The sequence below is a fragment of the Pelagibius sp. Alg239-R121 genome, from assembly GCF_947331435.1.
GTDB lineage: Bacteria > Pseudomonadota > Alphaproteobacteria > Kiloniellales > Kiloniellaceae > Denitrobaculum.
Genome location: NZ_CAMZOF010000006.1, coordinates 43,764 through 68,782 on the forward strand (window position 1 = coordinate 43,764; position 25,019 = coordinate 68,782).

The 25,019-nt window shown below is 57.0% G+C and carries 31 protein-coding genes; 19 read left to right on the forward strand and 12 right to left on the reverse strand.

Annotated features, from left to right (window positions below; genetic code table 11):
• Positions 1-5: 5 nt before the first annotated feature.
• From QMZ18_RS19205 to QMZ18_RS19215, 3 genes are read right to left on the reverse strand one after another with little or no spacing between them, the layout of a single operon-like run.
• On the reverse strand, positions 6-500 hold the full coding sequence (locus QMZ18_RS19205; RefSeq protein ID WP_282607963.1) for a hypothetical protein: 495 nt from the start codon (positions 498-500) through the stop codon (positions 6-8).
• Positions 500-862: a rod-binding protein gene (locus tag QMZ18_RS19210; RefSeq protein ID WP_282607964.1), complete on the reverse strand. Its 363-nt coding sequence runs from the start codon at positions 860-862 to the stop codon at positions 500-502. The genes QMZ18_RS19205 and QMZ18_RS19210 overlap by 1 nt, the downstream gene beginning before the upstream one ends.
• On the reverse strand, positions 862-2,001 hold the full coding sequence (locus QMZ18_RS19215) for a flagellar basal body P-ring protein FlgI (RefSeq protein ID WP_282607965.1): 1,140 nt from the start codon (positions 1,999-2,001) through the stop codon (positions 862-864). Before QMZ18_RS19215 ends, QMZ18_RS19210 begins: the two co-directional genes overlap by 1 nt.
• Before the next feature lie 312 nt (positions 2,002-2,313).
• Between QMZ18_RS19215 and QMZ18_RS19220 the strand changes: the two genes are divergently transcribed.
• Entirely contained in the window at positions 2,314-2,727 is a 414-nt protein-coding gene (locus QMZ18_RS19220) for a flagellar assembly protein FliX (RefSeq protein ID WP_282607966.1), read from the forward strand.
• Positions 2,728-2,929: 202 nt separating this feature from the next.
• Positions 2,930-3,346 (forward strand): RNA polymerase-binding protein DksA, encoded by a 417-nt coding sequence (gene dksA, locus QMZ18_RS19225; RefSeq protein WP_282607967.1) that lies wholly within the window; start codon positions 2,930-2,932, stop codon positions 3,344-3,346.
• 105 nt (positions 3,347-3,451) lie between these two features.
• Here dksA and flgH read toward each other — a convergent pair whose 3' ends face one another.
• The 4 genes from flgH to flgF are packed head-to-tail and all read right to left on the reverse strand — an operon-like array spanning position 3,452 to position 6,780.
• The gene (flgH, locus tag QMZ18_RS19230; RefSeq protein WP_282607968.1) at positions 3,452-4,240 is read right to left on the reverse strand and encodes a flagellar basal body L-ring protein FlgH; all 789 of its coding nucleotides are present in this window, start codon (positions 4,238-4,240) and stop codon (positions 3,452-3,454) included.
• A gap of 14 nt (positions 4,241-4,254) precedes the next feature.
• Entirely contained in the window at positions 4,255-5,235 is a 981-nt protein-coding gene (gene flgA, locus QMZ18_RS19235; protein WP_282607969.1) for a flagellar basal body P-ring formation chaperone FlgA, read from the reverse strand.
• Positions 5,236-5,250: 15 nt separating this feature from the next.
• Entirely contained in the window at positions 5,251-6,036 is a 786-nt protein-coding gene (flgG, locus tag QMZ18_RS19240; RefSeq protein WP_282607970.1) for a flagellar basal-body rod protein FlgG, read from the reverse strand.
• A gap of 18 nt (positions 6,037-6,054) precedes the next feature.
• Entirely contained in the window at positions 6,055-6,780 is a 726-nt protein-coding gene (gene flgF, locus QMZ18_RS19245; protein WP_282607971.1) for a flagellar basal-body rod protein FlgF, read from the reverse strand.
• A gap of 376 nt (positions 6,781-7,156) precedes the next feature.
• Between flgF and QMZ18_RS19250 the strand changes: the two genes are divergently transcribed.
• The 11 genes from QMZ18_RS19250 to QMZ18_RS19300 all read left to right on the forward strand — a co-directional run bounded on the left by QMZ18_RS19250 (position 7,157) and on the right by QMZ18_RS19300 (position 18,723).
• Positions 7,157-7,624: a flagellar basal body-associated FliL family protein gene (locus QMZ18_RS19250; RefSeq protein ID WP_322097254.1), complete on the forward strand. Its 468-nt coding sequence runs from the start codon at positions 7,157-7,159 to the stop codon at positions 7,622-7,624.
• A gap of 12 nt (positions 7,625-7,636) precedes the next feature.
• Positions 7,637-8,731, forward strand: a complete 1,095-nt coding sequence (gene fliM, locus QMZ18_RS19255; protein WP_282607973.1) for a flagellar motor switch protein FliM — start codon at positions 7,637-7,639, stop codon at positions 8,729-8,731.
• Positions 8,732-8,781: 50 nt separating this feature from the next.
• Positions 8,782-9,303 carry a DUF6468 domain-containing protein gene (locus tag QMZ18_RS19260; protein WP_282607974.1) on the forward strand — a complete coding sequence of 174 codons (522 nt, stop codon included), beginning with the start codon at positions 8,782-8,784 and terminating at the stop codon, positions 9,301-9,303.
• Between the two features lie 106 nt (positions 9,304-9,409).
• Entirely contained in the window at positions 9,410-10,189 is a 780-nt protein-coding gene (locus tag QMZ18_RS19265; RefSeq protein WP_282607975.1) for a MotE family protein, read from the forward strand.
• A 132-nt stretch (positions 10,190-10,321) separates the two neighbouring features.
• On the forward strand, positions 10,322-10,711 hold the full coding sequence (locus QMZ18_RS19270) for a chemotaxis response regulator CheY (RefSeq protein ID WP_282607976.1): 390 nt from the start codon (positions 10,322-10,324) through the stop codon (positions 10,709-10,711).
• Positions 10,712-10,722: 11 nt separating this feature from the next.
• Positions 10,723-11,379: a protein phosphatase CheZ gene (locus tag QMZ18_RS19275; protein ID WP_282607977.1), complete on the forward strand. Its 657-nt coding sequence runs from the start codon at positions 10,723-10,725 to the stop codon at positions 11,377-11,379.
• Between the two features lie 6 nt (positions 11,380-11,385).
• Positions 11,386-12,051, forward strand: coding sequence for a flagellar motor protein MotB (locus QMZ18_RS19280; RefSeq protein WP_282607978.1), 666 nt, complete (start codon positions 11,386-11,388; stop codon positions 12,049-12,051).
• The gene (locus QMZ18_RS19285; RefSeq protein ID WP_282607979.1) at positions 12,048-12,857 is read left to right on the forward strand and encodes a flagellar motor protein MotB; all 810 of its coding nucleotides are present in this window, start codon (positions 12,048-12,050) and stop codon (positions 12,855-12,857) included. Before QMZ18_RS19280 ends, QMZ18_RS19285 begins: the two co-directional genes overlap by 4 nt.
• On the forward strand, positions 12,857-16,516 hold the full coding sequence (locus QMZ18_RS19290; protein WP_282607980.1) for a lipopolysaccharide assembly protein LapB: 3,660 nt from the start codon (positions 12,857-12,859) through the stop codon (positions 16,514-16,516). Before QMZ18_RS19285 ends, QMZ18_RS19290 begins: the two co-directional genes overlap by 1 nt.
• A 236-nt stretch (positions 16,517-16,752) precedes the next feature.
• On the forward strand, positions 16,753-17,907 hold the full coding sequence (locus QMZ18_RS19295) for an AAA family ATPase (protein ID WP_282607981.1): 1,155 nt from the start codon (positions 16,753-16,755) through the stop codon (positions 17,905-17,907).
• A 297-nt stretch (positions 17,908-18,204) separates the two neighbouring features.
• Positions 18,205-18,723 carry a GNAT family N-acetyltransferase gene (locus QMZ18_RS19300; protein WP_282607982.1) on the forward strand — a complete coding sequence of 173 codons (519 nt, stop codon included), beginning with the start codon at positions 18,205-18,207 and terminating at the stop codon, positions 18,721-18,723.
• A 36-nt stretch (positions 18,724-18,759) separates the two neighbouring features.
• Here QMZ18_RS19300 and fliP read toward each other — a convergent pair whose 3' ends face one another.
• From fliP to csrA, 5 genes are all read right to left on the reverse strand, one after another.
• Positions 18,760-19,506 (reverse strand): flagellar type III secretion system pore protein FliP, encoded by a 747-nt coding sequence (gene fliP / locus QMZ18_RS19305; RefSeq protein WP_282607983.1) that lies wholly within the window; start codon positions 19,504-19,506, stop codon positions 18,760-18,762.
• Positions 19,503-19,838, reverse strand: coding sequence for a flagellar biosynthetic protein FliO (locus tag QMZ18_RS19310; protein WP_282607984.1), 336 nt, complete (start codon positions 19,836-19,838; stop codon positions 19,503-19,505). The genes fliP and QMZ18_RS19310 overlap by 4 nt, the downstream gene beginning before the upstream one ends.
• A 103-nt stretch (positions 19,839-19,941) precedes the next feature.
• Entirely contained in the window at positions 19,942-20,256 is a 315-nt protein-coding gene (locus QMZ18_RS19315; RefSeq protein WP_282607985.1) for a hypothetical protein, read from the reverse strand.
• Positions 20,253-20,636 (reverse strand): EscU/YscU/HrcU family type III secretion system export apparatus switch protein, encoded by a 384-nt coding sequence (locus tag QMZ18_RS19320; RefSeq protein ID WP_282607986.1) that lies wholly within the window; start codon positions 20,634-20,636, stop codon positions 20,253-20,255. Before QMZ18_RS19320 ends, QMZ18_RS19315 begins: the two co-directional genes overlap by 4 nt.
• A gap of 269 nt (positions 20,637-20,905) precedes the next feature.
• Entirely contained in the window at positions 20,906-21,160 is a 255-nt protein-coding gene (csrA, locus tag QMZ18_RS19325; RefSeq protein ID WP_282607987.1) for a carbon storage regulator CsrA, read from the reverse strand.
• 177 nt (positions 21,161-21,337) lie between these two features.
• Here csrA and flgB point away from each other — a divergent pair, with 177 nt between their 5' ends.
• The 6 genes from flgB to flhB all read left to right on the forward strand — a co-directional run bounded on the left by flgB (position 21,338) and on the right by flhB (position 24,963).
• A complete protein-coding gene (flgB, locus tag QMZ18_RS19330; protein ID WP_282607988.1) occupies positions 21,338-21,742 on the forward strand; it encodes a flagellar basal body rod protein FlgB in 405 nt (134 codons plus the stop codon).
• Between the two features lie 81 nt (positions 21,743-21,823).
• A complete protein-coding gene (gene flgC, locus QMZ18_RS19335; protein ID WP_282607989.1) occupies positions 21,824-22,231 on the forward strand; it encodes a flagellar basal body rod protein FlgC in 408 nt (135 codons plus the stop codon).
• Positions 22,232-22,344: 113 nt separating this feature from the next.
• Positions 22,345-22,656: a flagellar hook-basal body complex protein FliE gene (fliE, locus tag QMZ18_RS19340; protein ID WP_282607990.1), complete on the forward strand. Its 312-nt coding sequence runs from the start codon at positions 22,345-22,347 to the stop codon at positions 22,654-22,656.
• 124 nt (positions 22,657-22,780) lie between these two features.
• A complete protein-coding gene (fliQ, locus tag QMZ18_RS19345) occupies positions 22,781-23,047 on the forward strand; it encodes a flagellar biosynthesis protein FliQ (RefSeq protein ID WP_282607991.1) in 267 nt (88 codons plus the stop codon).
• 6 nt (positions 23,048-23,053) lie between these two features.
• Positions 23,054-23,818 (forward strand): flagellar biosynthetic protein FliR, encoded by a 765-nt coding sequence (gene fliR, locus QMZ18_RS19350; protein WP_282607992.1) that lies wholly within the window; start codon positions 23,054-23,056, stop codon positions 23,816-23,818.
• Between the two features lie 56 nt (positions 23,819-23,874).
• Positions 23,875-24,963: a flagellar biosynthesis protein FlhB gene (gene flhB / locus QMZ18_RS19355; protein ID WP_282607993.1), complete on the forward strand. Its 1,089-nt coding sequence runs from the start codon at positions 23,875-23,877 to the stop codon at positions 24,961-24,963.
• The last annotated feature ends 56 nt before the right edge of the window (positions 24,964-25,019 follow it).

Here is a 25,019-nt window from a genome sequence, read left to right on the forward strand (position 1 = left end):
CGGATTCAGAGCTGCTGATTGACCTTTATCGAAACGGCGCCCGTTGCCTGCTGAAGGCCCTGGTTCGAGTAGCCGATATGGCTGTTCTGTGCTGTCTGGACAGCCGTCGTGATGGCTTTGACCAGCTTTTCGTTGGTGGTCTTGGCAGCCCGGATCGCAGCTTCGTTTTCGCGCATAGTGGCCGTCATCCGTCCAACCACGTCGCGCAACTCTTCCCGCAGGCTCTCGTCCAGGCGCTCGGTTGCCAACTGGTCTTCGCGCAAGGCTGCAGTCTTGTTTTCGTAATCGCTGATCAACTCGAGCTTCTCACCCTGCAAGACAGAGAACTCCTGGATCTGCATGGCGCGCAGCAGCTCGACTTCGCGGCTCATCAGGCGCGTGAGGTTGCGCACGACATTGATAATCGAATGGATCGAAGCTCCGTCATGCTGAATTTCGGCGCCTGCGTTCTGGTGGTCTGCCGACTGAGGAATCAAAGCCTCGGGGACTGCAGCTTGCATCACTGTGCTACCTCCTGAAGTTTAAGGATCTCGCGTTGAACCGAGTCGGAAATACCGATGCCGCCCGATTTGGCTATGGACTTGCCGTACTCCTGAACCATCAGAGAACGGTAGATTTTTTCACTGGGACCGCCGCCGAATGGCCCGTCGGTCTCCAAGGTGTCAAAAATCGGACCCAGCATCTGAGCGATGAAGACCGCTTCGAAGTCTTCAGCAGCCTGTTTGGCATTTTCAAGCTTCTGGGCTGACTTCGTGGCAAGGGCGGTGGCGCCCGCATTACGTACATCAGAGTTGGCTTTTTGAGTGGATGCGCTGCTGGTTGCGTTGGCAAAAAGAGCGTTGTATTGGGCCAGGCTGTCCATCACATCACCTCGATTTCGGCCTGTAGCGCACCGGCGGCTTTGATGGATTGAAGGATTGTGATCATGTCACGCGGTCCTACGCCCAGGGCGTTCAGGCCATTGACCATTTCCTGGAGACTGATCCCTGAAGGCAACACAGCGAGCCGCCGGTCCGAGTCTTCATCAACTTCAATGGTCGTGCGGTCGACGACTTCCGTGTCTCCGGTATTTGAGAAGGCGTTCGGCTGGCTGACCTGTGGCGTTTCAGTGACCCGGATTGTCAGATTACCCTGGGCGATAGCGACTGTGCTGATCCGCACGTTTTCACCCATCACGATTACACCCGACCGCTCGTCAATCAGGACCCGCGCAACTTGATCGGTCGTTACACGAAGCTGCTCGATGTCGGTCAGCATGGCCACGGCATCGCCGTCGTATTTCTTGGGCACTGCCACCTGGACGGTCGCGGGATCAAGAGAGCGGGCGGCAGGCGCACCCAAAAATGAATTGATGGTGTTTGCAATCCGGCGTGCAGTGGTCAGATCCGGGTTCCGCAGTGCGACCTTTACGCTCTGCATGTCGCTAAGCGCAAAATCCAGCTCGCGTTCGATGATGGCGCCATTGGCGATGCGCCCGACGGTCGGTACTCCACGAGTGACCGTTTCGGCATTTCCGCCGGCGGAAAAACCGGCAATCGCGATCGAGCCCTGGGCGACGGCGTAGACCTCGCCGTCCGCGGCCAATAGAGGCGTCACCAACAGGGTCCCCCCGAGCAGGCTCTCCGAATCGCCGAGTGCGGAAACTGTTACGTCAAGACGGGTGCCCTGGCGCGAGAAGGGGGGAAGATCGGCGGTGATCATCACTGCTGCGACGTTGTCGGTATCCAATGAAGCATCCCGGGCGTTGACACCGAGGCGCTCAAGCATGCCGATCAGGCTCTCGCGTGTGAAAACCGCACTGCCCAGATCGTCTCCCGTTCCATTCAGTCCGACAACCAGCCCGTAACCGACCAGCATGTTCTCCCGAATGCCTTCAAAATCCGCAATATCCTTGATCCTGTGCTGCATCTGGGCGGCGGCGGGGCAAGTAACGGTCAGCAACAAAGCACAGATGCTCAGCTTTTTGACCGCGAATCCGATCGCTGCGGTCGTTGCCGGCATCGTGTCTCTTAGGAAGTCTTGGACTCGCTGGAACATTCATTTCTCTCGGTTCTGGGTCATGTCTTTGCCGATTCGTCACCGGATGACGTCTGACCAGATGCGAATGTCGTGCCAAGAACCCGGAGTGCTGTAGGAGGTAGGAAATCCGCGGGTTGTAAGCTGGATCCGATTTATCAAGAGCGTTCAAATAGGCCTGCCCGGCAATTCATGACCGCTTGAGCAGGTAAAAATTTCCCCGTTAACACAGTAAGTTAACTGGTTTTTAACGATAAAAGGCCAGCTTAGCGGTCATATTTGATCGAGCGGTAGGCGATGAAAATAGGTCACGTTTCCTCTCCGAGGACGTCAACGACAAAGCGCAGTGAGCGCAGCGGGTCCGCGAAGGCGGGAGGCTTTGCTCAGGCGCTTGGTTCGGAGCGTTCCGCACCGGCTGCGCTGGAGAATAGTGCGCCCCTGGGGGCCATCGATTCCCTGGTCGCACTGCAGGAGGTCGATGATCCGACCACCGGACGCAAAAAAGCGCAGCAGAGAGGCGAAGATTTACTGGAACGCCTGGACCGTTTGCGGATGGGGCTCCTGCTTGGGCGGGTGTCTATCGGTGAATTGGAACGCCTGTCAGAGATGGTGAATCGCGAGACGGCGGCGACGAGTGATCCGCGGTTACGTGAGATCCTGAGTGAAATCGAACTCCGTGCTGCTGTCGAGCTGGCGAAACTGGGCCGCTGACGGAATTTGCATGGAGGGTGAGCGACAAATTCGAACGAATGAAGAACATTTGTTCGTTTTTGGTCACCGGAACGGGGTTTGTGAGGGTGGATTTTCAACAAAAATCCATTAATGCGCCTTCAAGGCGTTTCAGAAGCTTGTCGAGCGCAGCAAAATTCATATACTCCGCGGCGCTGCAATTTGACCATTTGTGGGATTAGGAATGACGATACCATTGCCCCACGACTATCGTCCTGCTGATGACGAGAGTTTTATGAACCCGCTGATGACGGAGTATTTCCGCCGGAAGCTAATGGGCTGGAAAGACGAACTTCTCAGGGAATCGAGTGAAACCCTGCAGAATTTGCAACAGGACAATGTGCCGGAAGCCGACATTGCGGATCGGGCGTCGACCGAAACGGATCGTTCGCTCGAACTCAGGACTCGGGATCGGGAGCGTAAATTGATTGCCAAGATCGATGAAGCGCTGGAGCGAATCGAGACCGGCAATTTCGGATACTGTGAAGAAACCGGTGAGCCGATAAGCCTGCGTCGACTGGAAGCGCGGCCGATCGCAACGCTCTCCATCGAGGCGCAGGAACTTCATGAGCGTCTCGAGAGGACACATCGGGACGATTGACCCGAACAGATAGATCAAACCGGGCGATCTCGAGATTGCCCGGCTTTTAATTGAGGCTGACCGATGTTTATCGGCCAGCCCTTTTTTTATGAAACAGCGGCGTGATCAGAACGGCCAGATGATGTCGAAGACCTGCTGTCCGTAACGCGGCTGCTGGACATCGGATAGCTGACCGCGTCCGCCGTATGCGATGCGCGCTTCAGCGATCTGGTCGTAGTTGATCTGGTTGGTGTTGGTAATGTCCTCGGGCCGGATCAGGCCAGCGACCTGAAGCTCACGGACTTCGAAGTTCACCCGCACTTCCTGGCGGCCTGCAACGACCAGATTTCCGTTAGGCAGAACCTGAGTCACCAGGGCAGCGACCCGCAGATTGATGGATTCATCACGTGCGACTGCGCCGGCACCTTCGGAACTGCTTGTGCTGTCCAGGTCGATCAGATCGGTTGCATCGACAGCCTGAGGCAGAATGCTCGCTAAGCTGGCCTCGTATCCGAGGAAGGACGTCGCCGAGGCATCCTCGGCGTTGACCCGACTGCGGTTGGTTTTGTTCGAAATCGCGGCGGAATCGTTAATTTCAATAATAACCGTCAGGATGTCGCCGACTTCGCTGGCGCGCTGATCCTTTAGGAATGCACGCGAACCTGGCCGCCAGAGCGAGCTTGGTGAGCGCTCGACTTCGACTGGTGGCGGCATGGGGATACTGACGTGTTGTGCACCCGCGACAACCGTGGCTGGATTTTCAATGGTCGAGAGAGTAGGGGCGTCGCCAACCTGCGCGAGCCGGTTGATCATGTTGCAGGCACTCAAGGTGACGGCGATGAACGAGACGGCGGCGGTTTGCTTCAACAGTGTCAGGAGTGGACGTCGAGGGGCTTGAGTGTGGAGATTCGGCATGGTCGCGCCCTTCCTTAATTACGAACTATATTCTGGGACATAGCTGCCCGGACGAGGCCTCGGCCGGTCACTTCCGCGCTGATGATGCTGTTTGATTTGGTGTTTACGACCCGGATCGCTTCGCCCAACGCGCCGGCTTCCAAAGCGCGTCCCTGGGCGGTCAAGACCAACCTGTTGGTCTCCAAGCGGATGGTGACGAGACTGTTCTTGCCCACCACTTCTGGGGTCTGAAGCTCGTTTGCCTTGAGCACCACACCGGCGCCGATAGGGCGCCGGGCGCTTTTACCGACAATGGAGCCGGTGTCCAGGAGAGCATTCCGTATCAGTCGGTCGGCGCGATGGCTGACCCAATCCAAATCGTCGTTGCGGATGACCTCACCCGCGTCAATGCGGCGGCGTAAGACGGGAACTTCGACGACACGGATTGCTCGGCCTCTGACCGTTGTTTTTGCGACCGGAATACCCTCCGCCGGTGCAGCGATCTGAGCCGTAAAGCGGCCGTTGGCCGGATTGTAGGAAAGACTGCTGATCGTCATGCCTTCGCCCTGCTCCCGGGGGAGAATCAGCTGAACCGCAGGAGTATCGAATTCCAGGGTTGCGTTGTGTTGCAGGCCTTCGTTCGACAGAGCTTCCTTCACCCGGTTTTTGATCTGATGCGAAGGAATCACGTGGGCGGCGCGCTGGATGACAGACCGATCGAGCCGGGAACTTGGGCGCCAGGGCAGGGAGTACTTTTGAGCGACTGCGGTCAGCCAGCGTACGCCGACCGGAACTTTTTTGCCCAGGGCCGGTGCGCGAGCGATCGCGGTATCGGCTTTGTCTCCTAAACCGGTAAAAATATCTCCGAGCCGGACGATCTCGCCTTCCACCACCACGTCGTTGTTCAAGGTCACGGGACTCTCGTTGTTCTGCACTGGAACTGCAGCGTCGAGAGGTGAGCCGGAGATTGTGAGCATCAAGAGCAGAAAGCCTGCCAAAAGGACCATGCGGGTCATGTGTTTCCTCTTTCTTTAGCGAAGCTGTACGACGCTCTGCATCATTTCATCGGACGATTGGATGACCTTTGAATTCATTTCATAGGCCCGTTGCGCGGTAATCAGGTTTGTGATTTCAGAGACCACGTTGACGTTTGAAGTCTCCAATGCACCCTGCAGAAGAGACCCGGTGCCTGTAGAGGCCGGCGCTGCGACCGTTGCCTGTCCCGATGCGGCGGTCTGCAGGAAGGTGTTGTCACCAATTGCGTCCAGTCCAGCGGGATTGGGAAAGGTCGCGAGTTCGATATTGCCGACGACCTGAGGCGCCACCTGACCGTCGATATCGACCGAGACTTCGCCGCTGGCATTGATGGATATAGAGGTGGCATTGATCGGTATGGTTATGCCCGGCTGAATCACATAACCATCTGGAGTCACAACGTCACCGTTCGGCGAGAGCTGAAAAGCGCCGGCGCGGGTGTAGCCAGTCTCGCCCGATGGCAGTTCGATGGTGAAGTAACCCTCGCCGTTGATGGCGACATCCAGCGGGTTGTCTGTGATCGAGATATTGCCCTGTTCGGTGATCCGGTACACTGCGGCAGGCTTAACGCCCAAACCGAGCTGCACACCGGTGGGAACCACGGTCCCCGTATCCGATGAGGTCGAACCGACACGGCGCAGGTTCTGGTAGAGCAGATCGTTGAATTCGGCGCGTTGGCGTTTGTAGCCTGTCGTATTCATATTGGCGATGTTGTTCGAGATGACTTCGACATTGAGCTGCTGTGCCAGCATACCCGTAGCGCCAATGTTCAATGATCTCATAGGTTTATTCCTTTACTGCTACTGCTGAGCCGCTGCGAGAACCTGGATTGCTCTGCGCTGGCGTTCGTGTTCCTGATCGACCATCTTGCTGATGGCCGTATAGCTGCGGACCGTGCTGATCATCTTGGTCATCTCGACAATGCCCTGTACGTTCGAGCCTTCCGACATACCCTGGATCACCTCGGCATCGTTGGCGGCCTGCGGTTCCTGTTCACCTTTGGCGAAGAGACTGTTGGATTGCTTTTCCAGTGCCTGCTCGTTTTCGAAACTGACCACCTGGATTCGGCCGATCAGGGTTTCACCTGCCGACACGCTGCCGTCACGGGCGATCGAAATCTGCGGTTCGTTCTGCGGTATGGTAATTGCGTTACCGTCAGTTCCCAGCACGCTGTCACCCTGCGTGGTTACGATCCGGCCCTGAGCATCGAGGGCAAAGGTGCCGTTACGGGTGTAACGCTCGCCGTCGACCGTTTCGACCGCAAAGTAGCCATCGCCGCTGATCGCCAGATCGAGAGGGTTGTCCGTCTTGGTCATCGGACCCTCGCTGACGTTGCGCAGCAGGGCCAAATCCTGTACCAGGCTGACCCGGTCGTTCTCGCCTGTTTTTTTCAAGTGTTCGACAAACATCATGTCTTCGCCTTTGAAGGCCGGAGTCGTCATGTTGGCCAAGTTGTTAGCGATGACCGTCAGCTTGCGACCGAGAACCGCTTGGCGCGATAAAGCTATGTAACCGGTATTTTCCATCGATCTCCGTCCAGCCGTGGTTTGTATCTCCGGCAATATTGAGCCGGCGACACGCATTCGGATCAGAGCTGTGCACGACCCATGCCAAGAAATTGTGCCGTGAAGAATGGCGGTTTAATGGGGTTTCGGCGGCTCGAAGAAGGATCTGGGGCCACCTGTTCGGCAGGGCTTGCCGGGTAGTTCTTGCCTCGAGTTGACGAAAGGGTGACTCACCTGGGATCCAGAACAGGATTTCAACTAGTTTTTAACCATCCGGGCGTAGGGTTAGCGCCAGTTAAGTTTCTGGAAAACCGAAGAGTCTGCGTATATGTCCGATCAAGCGGTATCTGAAGACATCGGCGAAGAGCTGGAAGTCGAAGCGCGACCGAAAGGGGGAATGAACGGGAAGAAGTTAATTCTCTTCATTGTTCTGCCAATTCTCCTTTTGGTAATTGCCGGTGCCGGTGTTTATTTCTCCGGTTTGGCTGATTCGCTCCTCGGTAAGGAGGAGACAGAAGAACATGCCGAGGAGGAAGTGGTTGAAGAGATTCCGGTTGGGCCGGCTGTCTTCTACGATCTTCCGGAAATGCTGGTCAATCTGACCTCGGGCGGGCGCCGTGCGAACTTCCTCAAGATCTCGGTCAGCCTGGAATTGCAGTCTGAAACCGACCTGCCTCAGGTCGAGGCCGTGCTGCCACGGATACGGGACAATTTCCAAGTTTATCTGCGCGAGCTGAGGATCGAGGATCTTCAGGGATCCGCCGGTCTGCAGCGTCTGCGCGAGGAGCTTCTGCTCCGTGTAAATGCAGCTGCGCGTCCGGCCGTGATCCAGGATGTCCTGTTCAAAGAAATGCTCGTTCAGTAACGGTTCGCGTAAATGGCAGAAGAAACAGAAACCGAAGAAGTCGATCAAGATGCCCTGATGGCCGAATGGGAGGCCATGGAGGACGACGACGGCGAGGGGGGCGGCGACGATGATATGGCCGCCGCTATGGAGGGCGGTTCAACCCGTGTTCTTGATCAAAGCGAAATCGATAGCCTGCTGGGCGTCGACACCAGCGCCGAAGACGATGTCGCCCAATCGGGCATTCAGGCGATCCTCAACTCCGCGTTGGTCTCCTATGAACGGCTGCCGATGCTTGAGGTGGTCTTTGACCGCCTGGTTCGCATGATGTCGACGTCGCTGCGAAATTTCACCTCCGATAACGTCGAAGTCAGCCTGGACAACATCACATCGGCGCGCTTCGGTGATTACCTCAATTCCATTCCGCTTCCGGCCATGCTTTCAGTCTTCAAGGCTGAAGAATGGGACAACTTTGGACTGATGACGGTGGATTCAGCCCTGATTTACTCCATTGTCGACGTACTTCTCGGTGGACGCCGCGGGACGGCAGCCATGCGGATTGAGGGACGGCCTTACACAACAATCGAACGAAATCTGGTTGAGCGGATGGTGCATGTCGTTCTGGCGGATCTCTCCAGTGCCTTCGACCCCTTGTCCCCCGTTAACTTTCGGTTCGAGCGTCTGGAGACAAATCCACGCTTCGCAACCATCGCCCGCCATGCCAACGCGACCATTGTGATCACCCTGCGGGTCGATATGGAGGATCGGGGCGGACGCATAGAACTCCTGATCCCTTACGCGACCCTTGAGCCGGTCCGAGAACTGCTGCTGCAGCAGTTCATGGGAGAGAAGTTCGGCCGGGATTCGATTTGGGAAGGGCATCTGACAGCGGAACTGTGGCAAACCGACGTTCCTATTCAGGCAGTGCTGGAACAGGTCGAATTGCCGCTTGGCGATGTCATGAACTGGGAAGTGGGCAGTCATCTCGAGCTGGCCTGTACACCGGCGTCGGCGATCGAGATGCGCTGCGGCGACGTTCCGATGTTCCAGGGCAATATGGGCCGCAAAAACGGCAGCATTGCAGTCCGTGTGGTTAATAAATTGACGCGGGAGAGCGAGGCGTCGTGAGTACAGGGTTTGATTTTAATTTGATCTTCGAAATTGTTCTGGCGGGCCTGTTGGTCGCGACCATCGTCTATGCCGCCATTCTCGACCGTAAACTGGGCGCGATCCGCAAATCCAAATCCGAAATGGAAAGCCTTATCAGAGACTTCGCCGAATCGACTGTGAAGGCGGAGCAAGGCCTTGCCGAGCTGAAGCAGCACGCCGGTTCGAGCGGCACAGAGCTGCAGCAGCAGGTTGATGGCGCCGCGAAGGTGTTGACGGACCTGAAATTTCTGGTCGAACGAGGCGAATCTTTATCGAACCAGTTAGAGTCGGTTTCCGCCCAGGCGCGCGAAACGCTCTCCGATACGCGGAATGGGCCTGGCAAAGCTGACTTAGCTGAGAAAAATCTCAATAAAGTCAAACGAATGCAGGCGAATGTTGAAGCGAACGTAAAAGCTCAGCAATCGGGTAAATCAACCGAGAAGAATCGGGCGAGGCATGATCCCGATACGCCGATTTCCGAACGCCTCAATTTAACCTCGGAGAACCCGGGCGCCGGCGCTTTGCTCAAGGCGCTGCAAAGAATGCGTTAATTCGCCTGATGTAGTTTGGTTTTCGAAATGACCCTCGGCCGGTTGCCATGGCTTCCAAGGATGGAAGCATTCGCCGGTCTGGAGATCGATGATTAGGAAGGTATCCATGCGTCTGCGTTTGCTCCCGTTTCTCATTCTTGCCGCCGCCGCGCTCTTTACGGTGAAGATCGGCAATATTTGGCAGGGAGTTTCCTCGGCGACCGCAGCGAAAGCCGGGCTCGTACAGCTCGCCGCAAATCCTCCAGCAGAAGAAGCTGCCGGCCAGGACCAGGCGGAAGGCGACGACTCTTACGTAGAGGACGCAAAGGAAGGCGCCAGCCCGGAAAATTCTGCTGATACGGAAAACGTGGCGGAAAAGAGTGACGGTCATGCGGCAGACGAAGACGATGCAAATGGCCAAGGCGAAGGGGCAGAGCAGCAGCTTGCCGCGAGCCAGCCCAAGGGTGCAACTCAGCAGGACCCCTTTTCTCTGACCGATGAGGAAATCGACCTCCTGCAGTCCCTGTCCGAGCGGCGGGAAGCCATCGAACTGCAGGCGCGGACACTTGATCAGAGAGAGATTTTGCTAAAGGCCGCTGAAAGCCGGATCGATGAAAAGGTCGCAGAACTTGAGGCTCTGCGTAAGTCAATCGAAGAGCTGCTCGGCGAGCATGACGAAGAAACCGAGGCACAAATGAAAAGCCTCGTGAAGATTTACGAGGCTATGAAGCCAAAGGATGCCGCGCGCATTTTCGAACAGCTCGACATGGTTGTTCTGCTCGAAGTCATTGAGCGCATGAAAGAGCGTAAAACTGCACCAATCCTCGCAAATATGGATCCGGAGCGGGCCAAGACCATCACATTGGAGCTGGCGCAGCGCCGGACGCTGCCCATTGCTAAAGAGTAAACGGATATCAAGGATTTGAAGGCTTCGCCGTTTACGCTGCGTTAATCGAATATCGTTAGAGTTCAATAGGTTTAGCGAGCGGATTTCGAGGATCCGTTTTGTGGGGACCGCCGGTAACTAAAGGAGACTATTATGTCCGCTGTTGACATGAACATGCCGATCCTAATCGTTGACGATTATAAAACGATGCTTCGGATCATTCGTAATCTGCTTAAGCAGCTTGGTTTCAACAATGTTGACGAAGCCGCCGACGGCAGCGCCGCGCTGCAGAAACTGCGCGACAAGTCCTACGGCCTGGTCATTTCCGACTGGAACATGGAGCCCATGAGCGGGCTGCAGCTCCTCAAGGAATGCCGCACCGACAATCAGCTTCAGGCTCTGCCGTTCATTATGATCACGGCTGAGAGCAAGAGCGAAAACGTCGTTGCCGCCAAGGAAGCCGGTGTGAACAACTACATCGTCAAGCCGTTCAATGCAGCAACGCTGAAGAGCAAGCTGACTGCCGTACTCGGTGCGTTTTAAAGGCTGGATTTATGTCGTTGCCGGCTCGCAAGGATATTGCCGAGGAAATTGCGGATTTGGATGATGGCGAAGGCCGTCTAGACATCAAAGCCGTAAGAAACCTGGTAGATAAGCACATGCAGTCCGCCGAGGAGGATTTCTCGGCGGCGAGCATGAAGATGTACTCAGAGGTCGAGGAGGTCGCGGAGTTCATCACTGCCGCTAAGGCGGAGATTGCGTCGCTTCGGCCGGACGAGATCACGAACGAGCACCTGCCGACGGCAACGGATGAGCTTGAAGCGATTGTCGGCGCAACCGAGAACGCAACCAACACCATTCTCGAGGCCATGGAGCAGCTCGAAGAGCTGGCCGAAAGCGTTGACGAGGGGGTCTCGGAAAAGATCAACGAATCAGTAACCCAGGTCTACGAAGCATGTAGTTTCCAGGACATCACGGGACAAAGGATTGGCAAGGTTGTCAATGCTTTACAGCACGTCGACAACAAGGTTTCAGCGCTGCTGGAAGCTTTCGGTGATCAGCTTCAATCTGCGGGCGTGAGCCGCCCCGCCACGCCGAAGCGTGCTGACGGTAAGGTTGAGAGGCCGGACGAAGATCTGTGTAACGGTCCTCAGTTGCCGGGAAATGAAATCAGTCAGGATGACATAGACGCCCTTATGGGCTTCGACTGATCCGCGATGGCTGGTCCGCTGGAAAGGACCTTCCTGGGGCAGAGCGATCCGAATGTGATCGCACTTCTGAGCCTTAAACTGCTCCTTCTGGCGTTCTTCATTCTGTTGAACTCACTTTCTGTCATTGAAGAAGACAAGCAGCGTGTCGTGATCGACAGCGTCAGTCAGGCCTTCGACGGGCGTATCCAGGCTTACAAAAATCTCTCTGAACAATCAGCCGCTGCCGGGCAACTCGCCGGCGCAAAAGACCTGGCGGAAGAGCTGGCCGATCTATTGGATTCGACTTTGCCCGCGATCCGGCTGAACGAGGGCGCCAGCCATAGTGAGGTTCGGGTCGAACTTCCTGCAAGCATGCTTTTTGCCCGGGGCGCGACCGAGCTGCAGCCTGGACGGGATCTGATGCTCCAGCGGCTTTCGGCTGCGCTATTGAGGGGCGACGGAATCGTCTTTATGACCGAGGTGCGCCACGGAGTGCCGGAAGGGGCGCTGGAGCGTCTTGACGATCTGAAAGAGCGGTCGGTCGAGCTTAGGCGGATCGGGCACTTGGCCCAAAATCTTGTCGAGCAGGGTTTGCCGCGGGAAAGAATTTCGACCGGGCTCGAGCTCGGCCGGCCGGGGGCTATAATTCTGAACTTTCGCGCTGTCGAAACAAAACCTGGAGGCGAGCCGTGACGCCCCCGGATCTCCATAGCGAGGAAACGCTTGATGTGGCGTCCCAGCAGCTACGGGTCGTTCGCCCATTGCTGACGGAAGCTCCTCGCCCAAGCAACTCTTCGACTGCCTGGATGGTGACCTTCACCGATCTTGTTGCCTTGATGCTGACTTTCTTCGTGTTGCTTTACTCCATGTCGCGCCTCGATGTAGTGCAGTGGCAGAACCTCACAGGCTCGCTGGCGCGCAGCCTCGACAGCGTAACGGAATCAACCGCTGTCAAACCGAAGGCGCAGTTGGATATCGCGCCCGTACGCTTCGTGCCGGGTGCAGACCTTGATTACCTTGCCAACGTTCTTTCCGAACGGCTGCGCACTGACGATACCTTGAGCCAGGCGCTGTTTCGAAATCAGGGCGATCGCCTGGTTATTTCCTTGCCGGACGCCTTGATCTTCGACGCTGGTTCCGAAGAATTGGGCGCGCAAGCCGAGCAAACCATGTTTGCGCTGGGCGGTGTCTTTCGGACCATCTCCAACAGCATCGAGATCGTCAGTTATCCGATCGGAAAAGATCGAAAAAACTCCTCCCCGGAGGAGAGTCGAACAGCCCGCGAAGCCGCTTGGACACAGGCTTTGAGCCGGGCCATTACGCTATCACGTCTACTAGCCGGGGCCGGTTACGCCGGTGCGATCCGGCCCAAGGGTGTGGCCTGGGATCCAGGCAATTCAGACGTTCCAGACAACGGCGGATGGGCCGCCGAAGGAACTGAACAAAGGAGCGGTCACCGCATCGACGTGATTGTTCTCGATACCGCAGGAGAGAGATGATGCGCCGACTGCAACGCGCATTCCTGACTTTGTGTTTGATCCTGTTCACGTCTGCGCCTGGGTTTGCGGCGGATGCAGTCAAGGTACGCGGCGGAGTCCATCCGGATTTTGGCCGACTCGTGTTTGACTGGCCAAACGAAGTTCCTTTCGAAGTGCGGCGGGATGAAAACACGCTCGTAGTCCGCTTCGAGGCGTCGGCCGACTATGACCTTTCCGCGGCTCAGAAAGCCCTGTTCCGCTATATCGGCGCCGGAAAGGTAGAGGCGGAAGGACGCGAAGTCCGCTTCCCGCTGAAAAGCGACTACGACGTCAGATCTGCGCGGATCGACGGTAAGGTCGTGGTCGACCTCTACGCGCCGTCGAAGAAAGAACAACCCGCTTCGCAGACGGCCAAGAGCAAAGATTCGAAAATCCGTGTCAGAGCAGGAGAGCACCCCGGCTTCAGCCGGCTTGTATTCGACTGGGACCGGCCCGTTGGTGCACGGCTAGAAGAGAGCGATGGTCAGGCGCGTATCGTTTTCGATCAGCCTGCGCAGTTCGGCGTGGATCGCGTCCAGCGTGATCTGCCGCGTGGAATAACGGGGCTTACCGCGCCAACGAAGACGGATGGCAATAAGGTCATCGTCCGGGCGCCTGTAAATTCAGGCTTTCGCCTGTTCCGGGACGGCAACAAAACCGTCTTGGACGTCACGCGCCCCGCGAATGCGCAGACAGCCGAAGTTGCTAAGGAAGAGGCGGAGAAATCAGAGCAAACGGCGGCACCCTCAGAACCGAAACCTGCTGTATCCAAACCAGTATCGCTCTTGCCGAAGGAAACAAAAGCTTCGGTAACCGAGAGTCCTGCGCCGGCCGATGAGGGCTCCGCCAAGGGATCCGGGGTTCCTGAAGTATCCGGCTCGAACACATCGGCCGGCTCTGCGGCCGGTGCAGCCGGTGTTGCAAATGCCGAACAGCCGCAATCTGAGGAAGCGGCCGATGTTCCCGAACAACAGGCCGAAAAGTCAGCGCAGGTATCAGCAGCGACCCCAAGGGAAGACGAGACACAGCCCGCGCCCGCGGCCTCATCGGCGGATGCATCTGCTAAAAGCCCCAACGCACCGGTGCGGTTTGCGACACCAGAGAGCTTGCGGGCGGCGGTGGCGGCCGAGAAGGCCGGACAGCCGATTCCTGAAAATAATCTCGTTACACTCGATGCATTCCGGCCTGAGCTCAACGTCGACGACACCCTCGCGCATGGAGCGGATCTCGATGCCAAGTCGGAGTTGGTTATGCTTTCGGATGACCCCGACTTGCCACAGACGACGCCGGCGCCCGGTAAAACACCCGAACCAATTCGGCCGACGATTCTCAATTTTGGATGGGATCGTGAAACCGGTGCGGCTGCATTTCAACGCGGGAACCGGCTTTGGCTGGTGTTCGATCGCCGCGGTCCCTTCGATCTGACCCAGCAGCTGCGTAAGATTGCACCGCAACTGGAGCCGATCGACCGCGTTCCGGTACGGCGCGGTACGGCTGTGCGTTTGACGATGCCGCCCTTGTTCGCGCCGCGTTTGTCCTTCAAAGACAATACCTGGTCCGTCGACATAAGGCGGCGTGTGCCGCTGCCTGAAGAGGCCGTCAGGGTATCGGTCAAGTCAGGAGAGCAGGGGCCCGAAGTCGTGTTTTCGCGGGGTGGGGCGCGTGCCCTGCTGTCGATTGTCGATCCTGATCTGAATGACCGAATTGTCGTCGCACCGGTCCGCGAACCTGGTTTAGGCGTGGCCTCGGCCCAGCAGTTTGCGCAGTTCCTCGCTCTTGCCAGTTATCAGGGGGTCGTTCTGCAGCCTACTGCCGAAGGTCTTGCGATGGGTCTCGAAAAGCGCGGCGTCGTGGTAGAGGGACGGGAGCCGCTTCAGGTCTCCGATGCCGACGCCCGTGCGTTGCCGACCAGCGGCGAGCGGCACAAAGCGGCCGGTGGTTCTATGTTCGATCTCGATTCTGCGCGGCGCGGCGGGGACGATGAGTTCATCGCCAGCAAGCAGGAACTGCAGCGCGACGTTGTCGGCGGAGAAGAGCAGAAGGTCGGCGTGGCGCGGCTGGATCTCGCACGCTTCTACTTCGGCCACGGGCGCGCGCAGGAGGCCCTTGGTATCCTGCGTCTGCTCGAGGCTGAAAATGAACACATCGCGGCAGATCCCGAAGTGGCAATGATGAAGGGAATCAGCCAGTTTTTGGCTGAGAACTATGACGAGGCGGCGGCGACACTCGCTCATCCCGCTTTGGTCGGTGAACGCGAATCCGTGCTGTGGCAGTCCGCCATGGCGGCGAAAAACCAAGATTGGGAGGTTGCCGCCACCGGCTTCTCCGAGACCGACGAGTTGATCGAACAGTATGCGCGGCCGGTGCGAAATCGTCTTCGGCTGTTGTCGGCGGAGGCGCGCCTGGCATCAGGCGATACCGGTGGCGCCAGCCTGCAACTCCGCAAGATCGAAGCGGATGAGCCCACTGATTCGGAATTGGCGCAGATCGGCTACTTGAACGGCCGGCGGCTGTTGCTCGATGGCGAGGAAGAAGAAGCCCGCAAACTCTGGCGCCAGATCGCCCGAAACCGGCATCGACCTTCCAGTGCCCGTGCGCGGCTGGCGTTGGTGGATCTAGGACTTGAGAAGGGGACGCTATCTACCACCGAAGCCATCGATGAAATCGAAAACCTGCGGTTTGCCTGGCGTGGTGATCAATTTGAATTCGCGCTCCTGCGTCGCCTAGGCGACCTCTATCTGGATGAGGGCGATTATCGCAATGGTCTGAAGGCAATGCGGCAGGCCGCCTCGCATTTTCCGAACTCCCGGCGCTCTGAGCAGATCACGCGGAAAATGCAGGAAGAGTTCAAGGACCTCTATCTTACCGACAAAGGCGAGGCCGTTCAGGCGGTCACCGCAGTTGCGCTCTATGAAGAATACAAAGAGCTTACGCCACCAGGTGAAGAAGGCGACGCAATCATCACGAAACTGGCGGACCGCCTTGTCGAAGTCGATCTTCTGGAACGCGCCGGCGATTTGTTGGAGGACCAGGTTGATCATCGTCTGAAGGGCAAGGAAAAAGCAAAAGTCGCGGCACGTACGGCCTTGATCCGGCTGCTCGAGCAGAAGCCGGAAGATGCCTTGCGGGTCCTGGACGACAGTGAGGCGGTAGAGCTGCCCGAAGATCTCCAGCGTCAGCGCGGCCACCTTCGCGCCAGGGCTCTGGCGGAGGCGGGACGCGAAGACGAGGCCCTTGCCCTGCTGGACGGTGACAATGCTTCGGATGCCTTGCAGCTTAGGGCTGAGATCCTCTGGAAACAGCGGAACTGGAAGGATGCAGGACTTGCCTTGGCGCGATTGGTTCCAGCCGAACCTCCAGAAGGAGCGCTCAGCCGGAAAGACTCTCAAGCTGTCCTGAATCTCGCTGTTGCTCTCACTATGGCTGATGATCGCCCGGCGTTGGAGTTGTTGGCCGAGAGCTACCGTGAGATCATGGCGGAGACGCCTGAAGCTCAATCCTTTGCGCTTCTGACCGGAGATTTGATCGGTAATGATGTCAAATCAATCAGTGAAGAGCTGGCGCAGATCGGTCAGATTCAGGATTTTGTTTCCAGCTACCGCAAGCAGCTGAACTCGACCCAGCTGAGTGAATTGGAATAGGTGCGATTCTTCCAGCTAAATCTGTGTTTTACTCAGGCAAATCCACCAGGAACCCAATCTGAGTGGAGAGGCCTTGGCCTCGGATTTTTTTGTTGGAACTTGTGATTGCAATCATCTGAGGCACGAAACGAAACCTTCTCGAGGATTCGGAAGGGGCTGGTTTTTCCTCCAGAGATTGAATTGTAAGCTCTGCGCGCGTAGTAAGATGGCTGGTCCCGTCAGAGTTTGTCATTGCAATGCTCCTCACTCTATCCGTCTCCGGCTATCGCTCGCTGCGAGACCTAACGCTGCCACTCAAACGACTAAACGTGATCACCGGGCCGAACGGCAGCGGTAAATCCAGCCTCTACAGGGCCATCCGCTTACTCGCCGATGCGGCTCAGGGAAGGGTTATCGGATCCCTCGCAGCAGAGGGCGGGCTGGGTTCAACTCTCTGGGCTGGGCCGGAGGCTTTTTCGCGCGCTATGAAGGCGGGCGATGCGCCGGTTCAGGGAACACTCAGACGTGATCGGGTGAGCCTCAAACTCGGGTTCGCCGACGAAGACTATGGCTATGCGATCGATCTTGGATTGCCTCAGCCTTCCAGATCTGTCTTTGGGCGCGATCCGGAAATCAAGGCTGAGGCAGTTTGGGCCGGCGAGGTCTTGAATCAACGCAATATGTTTGCGTCCAGGGCCGGCTCCGCCGTTCGTATTCTCGACGACAGCGGTGCGCGCGTCAGCGTCCTGAACAATCTCTCGGCTTTTGACAGCATGATGACCCATGCCGCCGATCCGCGCAGTGCGCCGGAGCTTCTGGCGTTGCGGGAGCGCATGCGAGCCTGGCGGTTTTATGATCACTTCAGGACCGACCGCGAGGCGCCGGCCCGGCGCGCCCAGGTCGGGACGCGTACGACAGTGCTGTCTTCCGACGGATCGGATCTGGCCGCCGCGCTGCAGACAATCCGCGAAGTCGGGGATTCACGCGGTTTGGACGAAGCGATCGAGGATGCGTTCCAGGGCGGATCGGTAGAAATCTCGGTGACGGAAGGATTGTTCGAAGTTGAGATGCGCCAACACGGGCTGTTAAGGCCTTTGAAGGCGTCTGAGCTCTCAGATGGTACACTGCGCTACTTTCTGTTGGTAACGGCGTTGCTGACTCCGAGACCGCCGTCGCTTCTGGTGTTGAACGAGCCTGAAACCAGTCTGCATCCGGATCTGCTGCCGCCGCTCGCGCGGCTGATTGCGCAAGCCAGCGAGCGCTCGCAGATCATCGTGGTCTCCCATGCCGCGCCCTTGGTCGAGGCTCTGGTCGAAGCACCCGACAGCGCGGTCTTTGCACTTGAGAAGAGGCTTGGAGAAACCGTAGTACCCGGCAGCGAAGCGCCAGCCTGGGCTTGGCCGAAGCGATAAAGTCTGTTTGTTTTCGACAGACCAGGAAAAAGCGCAATTTATCCTATATATCATTTAGTTAGATCGCAAATTTTGTCAGCTTTTGTCACGTATGACATGACCGAAACTCATGGCAACGCTGTGGTCCAACCCGCTGCACACCTAGATACCTTTGTAGTTCCAGCGACTGCTGTGTGAACCCGGATGATGGCGATTCACGACTTCGGCCCGATCGGACCATAGAAATCCATGGAGACCTGTCTCGACGTCGTCTTAAATGGGCTGAAGACAGACTCCAATCCCATGAATGAGATACCAATGTCAGACGAGATCGTAATCAGGCCCTTTTGCGATGCAGATGCGCCGGACGTGCAGGCTCTCTTTGTCGAGATTAACCGCTCGCTTGCCACGCCCGGCCTGGAAGAGTCCTTCGAGGGCTATATTGAGCGGTCGCTGAAAGAAGAGATCTCGCGGATTCCCGAATACTATGCGGAACGAGACGGGAGCTTCTGGGTTGCCGATTGCAACGATGAAATCGTCGGCATGTTCGGTTTGGAAAGTCATGGCGACAGCGGGGTTGAGCTTCGACGCATGTACGTGAAACCAAGTTGGCAGCGTCGTGGCATTGCCCGCCGGCTGATACAGCACGCGGAAAAGCACAGCCGTGAAAGTGGCGTCGGCCAACTGCTGCTCTCGACCTCGGAACTGCAGGAGGCTGCTTTATCGCTCTACCGCAATGCCGGATATCGGACGGTCAGGGAAGAGGTGGCCGAAAACGCCAGCAACAAGACGATCGGTGGGGGAATTCGAAGATATCACTTTGTGAAGGATTTGTAGGAATAGGAGTTTCCAACCTAGGAGCAGCCGGGTTCGTTATCCAAAACTCTTCACCAGACTGCCTGCGACCAGATACCAGCCGTCAACCAGGACGAAGAAGATCAGCTTGAAGGGCAGGGAGATGACGATCGGCGGCAGCATCATCATACCCATGGACATCAGGATCGAGGCGATCACCATGTCGATGATGATGAAGGGCAGGAACAGCAGGAAACCGATCTCGAAAGCCCGCCGCAACTCACTAATCATGAAGGCGGGAATCAGGGCGCGCATCGGCGTTTCTTCAGCCGCCTCTACGCCGTCGACATCACCCAGTTCGATAAAAAGCTTGAGATCCTGCTCGCGCACATGTTCCAGCATGAAGGCACGGATCGGCAGGGCGCCGCGTTCGATAGCCTCGATCTCGGTGATATCCTCTTCTATCAGCGGCACGATGGCCTGATCGTAAATCGCCTCCATCGTCGGCATCATGATGAAGGCGGTCAGGAACAGGGCCAGGCTGACGAGCACCGTGTTGGGCGGTGTCTGCTGAATGCCCATGGCACTGCGCAGAAATGAAAGGACCACCACGATCCGGGTGAAGGAGGTCACCATCATCAGGATCGCCGGTGCGAGACTGAGGATCGTGATCAGCGCGACGATCTGAAGAATCCGCCCGGTGCCCGATCCAACGATATCGCCGCCCAGGTCCAGGGTAAGCGCCTGTGCAAAAACCGGATCCGCTGAAAAGGTCAATGCGAGCCCAAGAGCTGTCCCAAGCAAATTAACAAAGGAACGCCTCATGACGGCGCCGCTTCGCTGCCAGTGCCGGCTCCGGCGACCGGCGCCGGGGGCTGCGATTGTGGGGCCGCGGCTGCAATATCGTTTTCTATGACGAGATTGCTGGTCGGCCCCATCAGGACGAGATGCTCAGTGTTGTCTCGCCTAACCAGGACGAGCTTGTGGCGCGAATCCAGAGGCCGAACTTCGCTGACCGATAGGCGCTGCTGCTTTCCGCTATGTACTGCCATTTGCCCGCCGAAGCCGAACCGCCGCGCCAAAAGGGTGAGCGCGCCGATCAGGCCCAAAACGAAGACCAAAGCCAAAAGAAAGCGCAGATATACGTCGAATTCCATAACGCCTAGTCAGAGGGTTGCTGTGTTGAAGATAGCCGGGCCGATTGCTGTGAAATGAAGCCTGGTCCTTTATCGGGTCGACCTGATGCAAGAGGTTCTTGCGTCAGGGGGCCTTGCCATAGGCTGATACCGCTTTTTGGCGCTCTGCGAGGCTCTGCAGTTCCGTCTTGATGACATCGAGGCCGTGGGTGAGCTTGCCGGAGAGGTGAGACAACTCCTCGACGAGACTGATGACTTCACCTTGAAGGGACTTCGTGTCGTCTTTTGGGAGCGCTTCGATCTCTTTGCAGAGTGTATTAACCTCGATTTGAAGCGGCAGCAGATCCATGACTTCGCCTTTTTCGGCGGCTTGACTGCCTCTTCGAATTTTCTGTCGCAGGCTGCGTGCGGCTTCGGTGATCTTTGTGATGTCTGTCATGAGGAATTTTCCGAAGATAGTGGCGGTTCGCCGGATAGGGGCTGCTCACTGCGATAGATGTAGCTGAGGATATTGGCTACGGCAGTGAGTGCTTCGAGCGGAACTTCGCTTTCAACTTCCACTGCCGACAGGATGGTCGCGAGATCCGCATCGCTGCGCACCTTGACTCCATGATCGAAAGCAAGCTGCAGGATTTGCTCGGCGACCTCGCCGCTGCCTTTGGCAACAACTTGGGTTGCCTGTGCTTTTCCGCCATCGGATTGCAACGCAATGGCTATAGCGGGAGGATCGGTTTCTCGCCCCTTGGCGGCCTGCAGGCTGTCGACAGGACTGGCGGCCTGTTTCTGCCCGCGGGGCGGTATGTCCGACTGTCCGGCCAATTCGACATTCCTGGCATAGGAGCCTGCGCAGTGCGGCGCAGAAACTCAGGTGATCCTGTGCCGATTATCGATGGTTATGCTTAATGAAAGGTTTAACAATCAGGCTATGCTGCTGATTCGCATTTGTTTTTGCAGGAATAATCAGGAAATGCGCGTGCGGCTGACGGGGTACGGCCTTAATCGCCGCAATGCCGTGCGAACTTTTCTAAATGTCGAGAATATCTGAGGCGTAAGTGATTGTTTTTAAGGGGCTGCCGATCCTGAAACGATCAATCGCCGCCATCGCCACCGGGTTTGTCGTCTTTTTCGATTCCTGCGATCGATAGAGCCAGGGCTTCGCTGCCTGCAGCGGCGGCTCGGTTCTCTTCCTGGATTCGTTCGTAGATCTCGCGCCGCAGGACGGTCGCGTCTTCGGGGAAGGTGAATCCGAGTTTGATGGACTTGCCACGGATATCAACAACGGTGACTTCAATGTTGTCGTTGATGATGACGGATTCGCCGATTTTCCGCGTTAAATAAAGCATCGGCTTCGTAAAAACTCCCTGCCCCTAGCCGGATTCTAAACCGGCCCCCGAACCACACTCTAATACGCAGATTGTTCTATAACAAGTGAACCCTTTTTACCGAATCTTAACAACAGATAGTGGAAAGTTAAGATAAATCTTAGGGAATGGTCCCAAAAGTAGGTCTGTGCGGACGCTATGAACGGCAAATTTAGCATTACCGATGTGCTCACAAAACGCATGCAATGGCTGTCTGCGCGCCAGACTGTTCTGACAAAGAACATCGCCAACGCTGATACTCCGAAATATATCCCGCAGGATCTCAAGGATGGGTCGTTCAAACGCATGGTTGAGCGGCAGTCGCCGGCTCTGCGGCCGACCTCGACCAACGGCAGCCACATTCAGGGTGTATCGCTGCGTGATCCGGATGGGCGTTCGCGGGACCAAGAGGAACTCTATGAGACGGCGCCGGCAGGAAACGCGGTGGTCATCGAAGAGCAGTTGGTCAACATGACGCAAAACCAGACCGACTATCAGATGATGACGCAGCTCTACCGTAAGCACGTCAACATGATCAAGCTGGCGCTGAAGGGCTCCGGCTAAAATTTTTTTGCCACTGTTTGTCGCTGACGGCAGTGACCGATGTACGAGCGACGTCACGTTGGTTTGAGCCGAGGAGAAAAGATGGATCTGTTCAAGACATTGCATATCGCGGCTTCGGGGATGCAGGCGCAAGGCACCCGCCTGCGTGTGATTGCCGAGAACGTCGCGAATGCCGATTCGGTCTCGCAGACTCCGGGCGGTGTCCCATACCGCCGCAAGCTTGTCTCCTTTGGCAACGCACTGGACCGCGAACTGGGCGTGGAAACCGTTCGCGTGCGCAAAGTCATGACGGATAAGAGCGAGTTTTCGCGCAGTTACGAGCCCGGACATCCGGCGGCTGATGAGGATGGTTATGTCCTCCGCCCGAATGTGAACACCTTGATCGAGATGTCGGACATGCGCGAAGCACAGCGCAGTTACGAAGCGAATCTCAAAGCGATCGAGGCTTCCAGGAACATGCTGCAAAAGACACTGCAGATTTTGAGTTGATTTTGGCCTCTGGGGTCGAACGCGAATGACAAGGCCGCCAGGATGGCGGCTGCATAGTACGCCAAGAAGGCAGAGACGACAGACCCACAAACCTGGTGGGGGCGGAGTTGATCATGCCTGTGAATTTTTCCGATGCCGTCAGCGCCTATCAGAAGGTTGCTGGTAAAGACACCGTAAAGCCTTCGGGTTCCAATCCCATTGCGCCGAGTGAAGACTTTGCCTCTACGCTGCGTGGCATGGCCGACGAGGTCGTGGGCACCTTGAACGAAGGCGAAATGCAGAGCCTGAAGGCGGCGGCCGGTACAGCAGATCTGACCGAGGTCGTGACTGCCATGTCAAAGGCCGAGGTCACCCTGCAGACCGTTGTCACCGTCCGGGACCGGGTTGTACAGGCCTATCAGGAAATCCTGCGGATGCCGATCTAACGGCATCTTCGATCCCGACTCCCCGAGCCTCTGCACCTGACGGTCAAACTTCCTTTCAGTTACGCACAGTCTTACGCGCGCAATTCATCATTTCGTTTAGTACTTTTTTCCGAGAACAGGTCGTATGAACCCCGTAGAAGTCATCGAAGTTTCCAGGGAAGCCATTTACATCACGCTCAAGATCGGAGCGCCGATCATCTTGATCGCGCTGGGCGTCGGCCTTTTGATCGCCTTGTTCCAGGCACTCACGCAGATGCAGGAAATGACGCTTTCGTTTGTGCCGAAGATTGTTGCCGTGTGCCTGGGTATTGTCGTCTTCATGCCCTTCATGCTCGGAACCATGATGAACTTTACGAAGACCCTGATGGACCGCATCGTCTCGTTAGGGTAACGACGAATGCTCGAAGAGTTTTTATCCACCGAGCTCTTTGTCGTTCTCTTTATTTTCGTGCGCGTCGGTGCAGCGATGCTGCTGTTGCCCGGCTTCAGCGAGCCTTATGTCGCGCCGCGTGCGCGCCTGATGCTTGCTCTCTTCCTCTCGGTCATCATTGCGCCTGTGGTGCGCGAATACGTTCCGCCGCAGCCTGAGTCAGCCTTAGTGCTCGTGGTGCTGATCATTGGCGAAGTGATTATCGGATTTTTTCTCGGCACCGTGACCCGGCTGTTCATCGCTGTAATGGCGACAGCGGGAATGATCATCGCCTTCATGACGTCGATGGCCAACGCGCTGGTGAACGACCCCAGTTCGCAGCAACAGGGCTCCATTGTCGCGTCCTTCTTGACGACAATTGCCGTTCTGTTGATTTTCCAGCTCGATCTGCATCACGCGATGCTGATGGCGGTCGCCGACAGCTATGCACTGTTCAAACCCGGTGAGGCTCTGCAGCTCGGTGACTTCAGCGAGATGATAACCCGCGTTGTTTCAAAAACCTTCCTGCTGGCCTTCCAACTCGCCGCACCCTTTATCACCGTGGGCATCGTCTTTTACCTCGGGCTCGGCATTCTCGGCCGTTTGATGCCGCAAGTGCAGATCTTCTTCGTTGCCATGCCGATGCAGGTGGCGGTCGGCTTTATCATCCTGTTCATTTCGCTGCCGGTCATGATGGGCTGGTACATCACCCAATTCCGGGAAACCCTGATGCCGTTTTTGGCGCCGTCATGAAACAGATAATGATCTGTGTCGGCGTCCGGCCGTCGAAGCTATAGGAGCGCGAGACTATGGCTGACGACAATACGGACGAATCCCAAAAAACCGAAGACCCGTCGCAAAAAAAGCTCGACGATGCGCGCGAGAAGGGGCAGGTGGCCAAATCGCAGGAGGTTTCGCACTGGTTCATGTTGCTGGCCTTTGCCTCGATGATCGGGGTGTTCGGCGCCTCCCTCACGCAGGGCTTGGGCGATCAGATGGTGCGCTTTCTGGAAAACCCCCATGCAATCCGTATCGACCGCGAAAGTCTGGGGGGCCTCGTCAGCGAGGTTCTAATGGGTGTCGGTACTCTCGTCATTCTGCCGGCGCTTGTCGCAATTGCGGCTGCTGTTACCTCGTCATTTCTACAGATCGGCTGGCTGGTTTCGGCAGAATCCCTTAAACCAAGTCTCGAAAAGATCTCGCTGCAGAAAGGCTTGAAGCGGCTGTTTTCTGTCAAGTCACTGGCGGAATTTGCCAAGGGTATCGCCAAGCTCACCCTTGTTGGCGTGATCATCGTCATGATGATGTCGCCACGCCGGGAGATGATCCCGCAGATTACCTCGATGGAGGTGTCGCAGCTGCTTCTGCTGTTGCAGGAGATCGCCGTTCACATCTTGATTGGCGTGCTGTCGATTATGGCTGTGATTGCCGGCGCCGACTTCCTGTTTCAAAAGTTTCAGCATACCAAACAGCTGATGATGTCGAAGCAGGAGATCAAAGACGAGTTCAAGCAGACCGAAGGCGATCCGATCGTCAAAGGGCGCCTGCGGCAGTTGCGTGCGGAACGCGCCCGCCGGCGGATGATGGCGGCAGTGCCTGAGGCCGACGTTGTTGTCACCAACCCGACCCACTACGCGGTGGCGCTGAAATACGACGCCGAAACCATGGAGGCGCCGATCCTGACGGCGAAGGGTGCCGACGAGGTCGCGCTGCGAATTCGCGAGATGGCAAAGAAGCATGATGTCCCCGTGATGGAGAACCCACCGCTGGCCCGGGCCCTCTATGGCGGTGTGGAGCTGGATGAGCAGATACCGCCACAACACTATACGGCGGTGGCGGAGGTCATTGGTTACGTCATGCGTCTGCGCGGCAAGATGCCCAAGGTGCGGGGGACTTAACTTGGCAGCAGGAGCAACGAAGAGGCGTAGTGTTACAAATCTGGCGATGTTGGGAT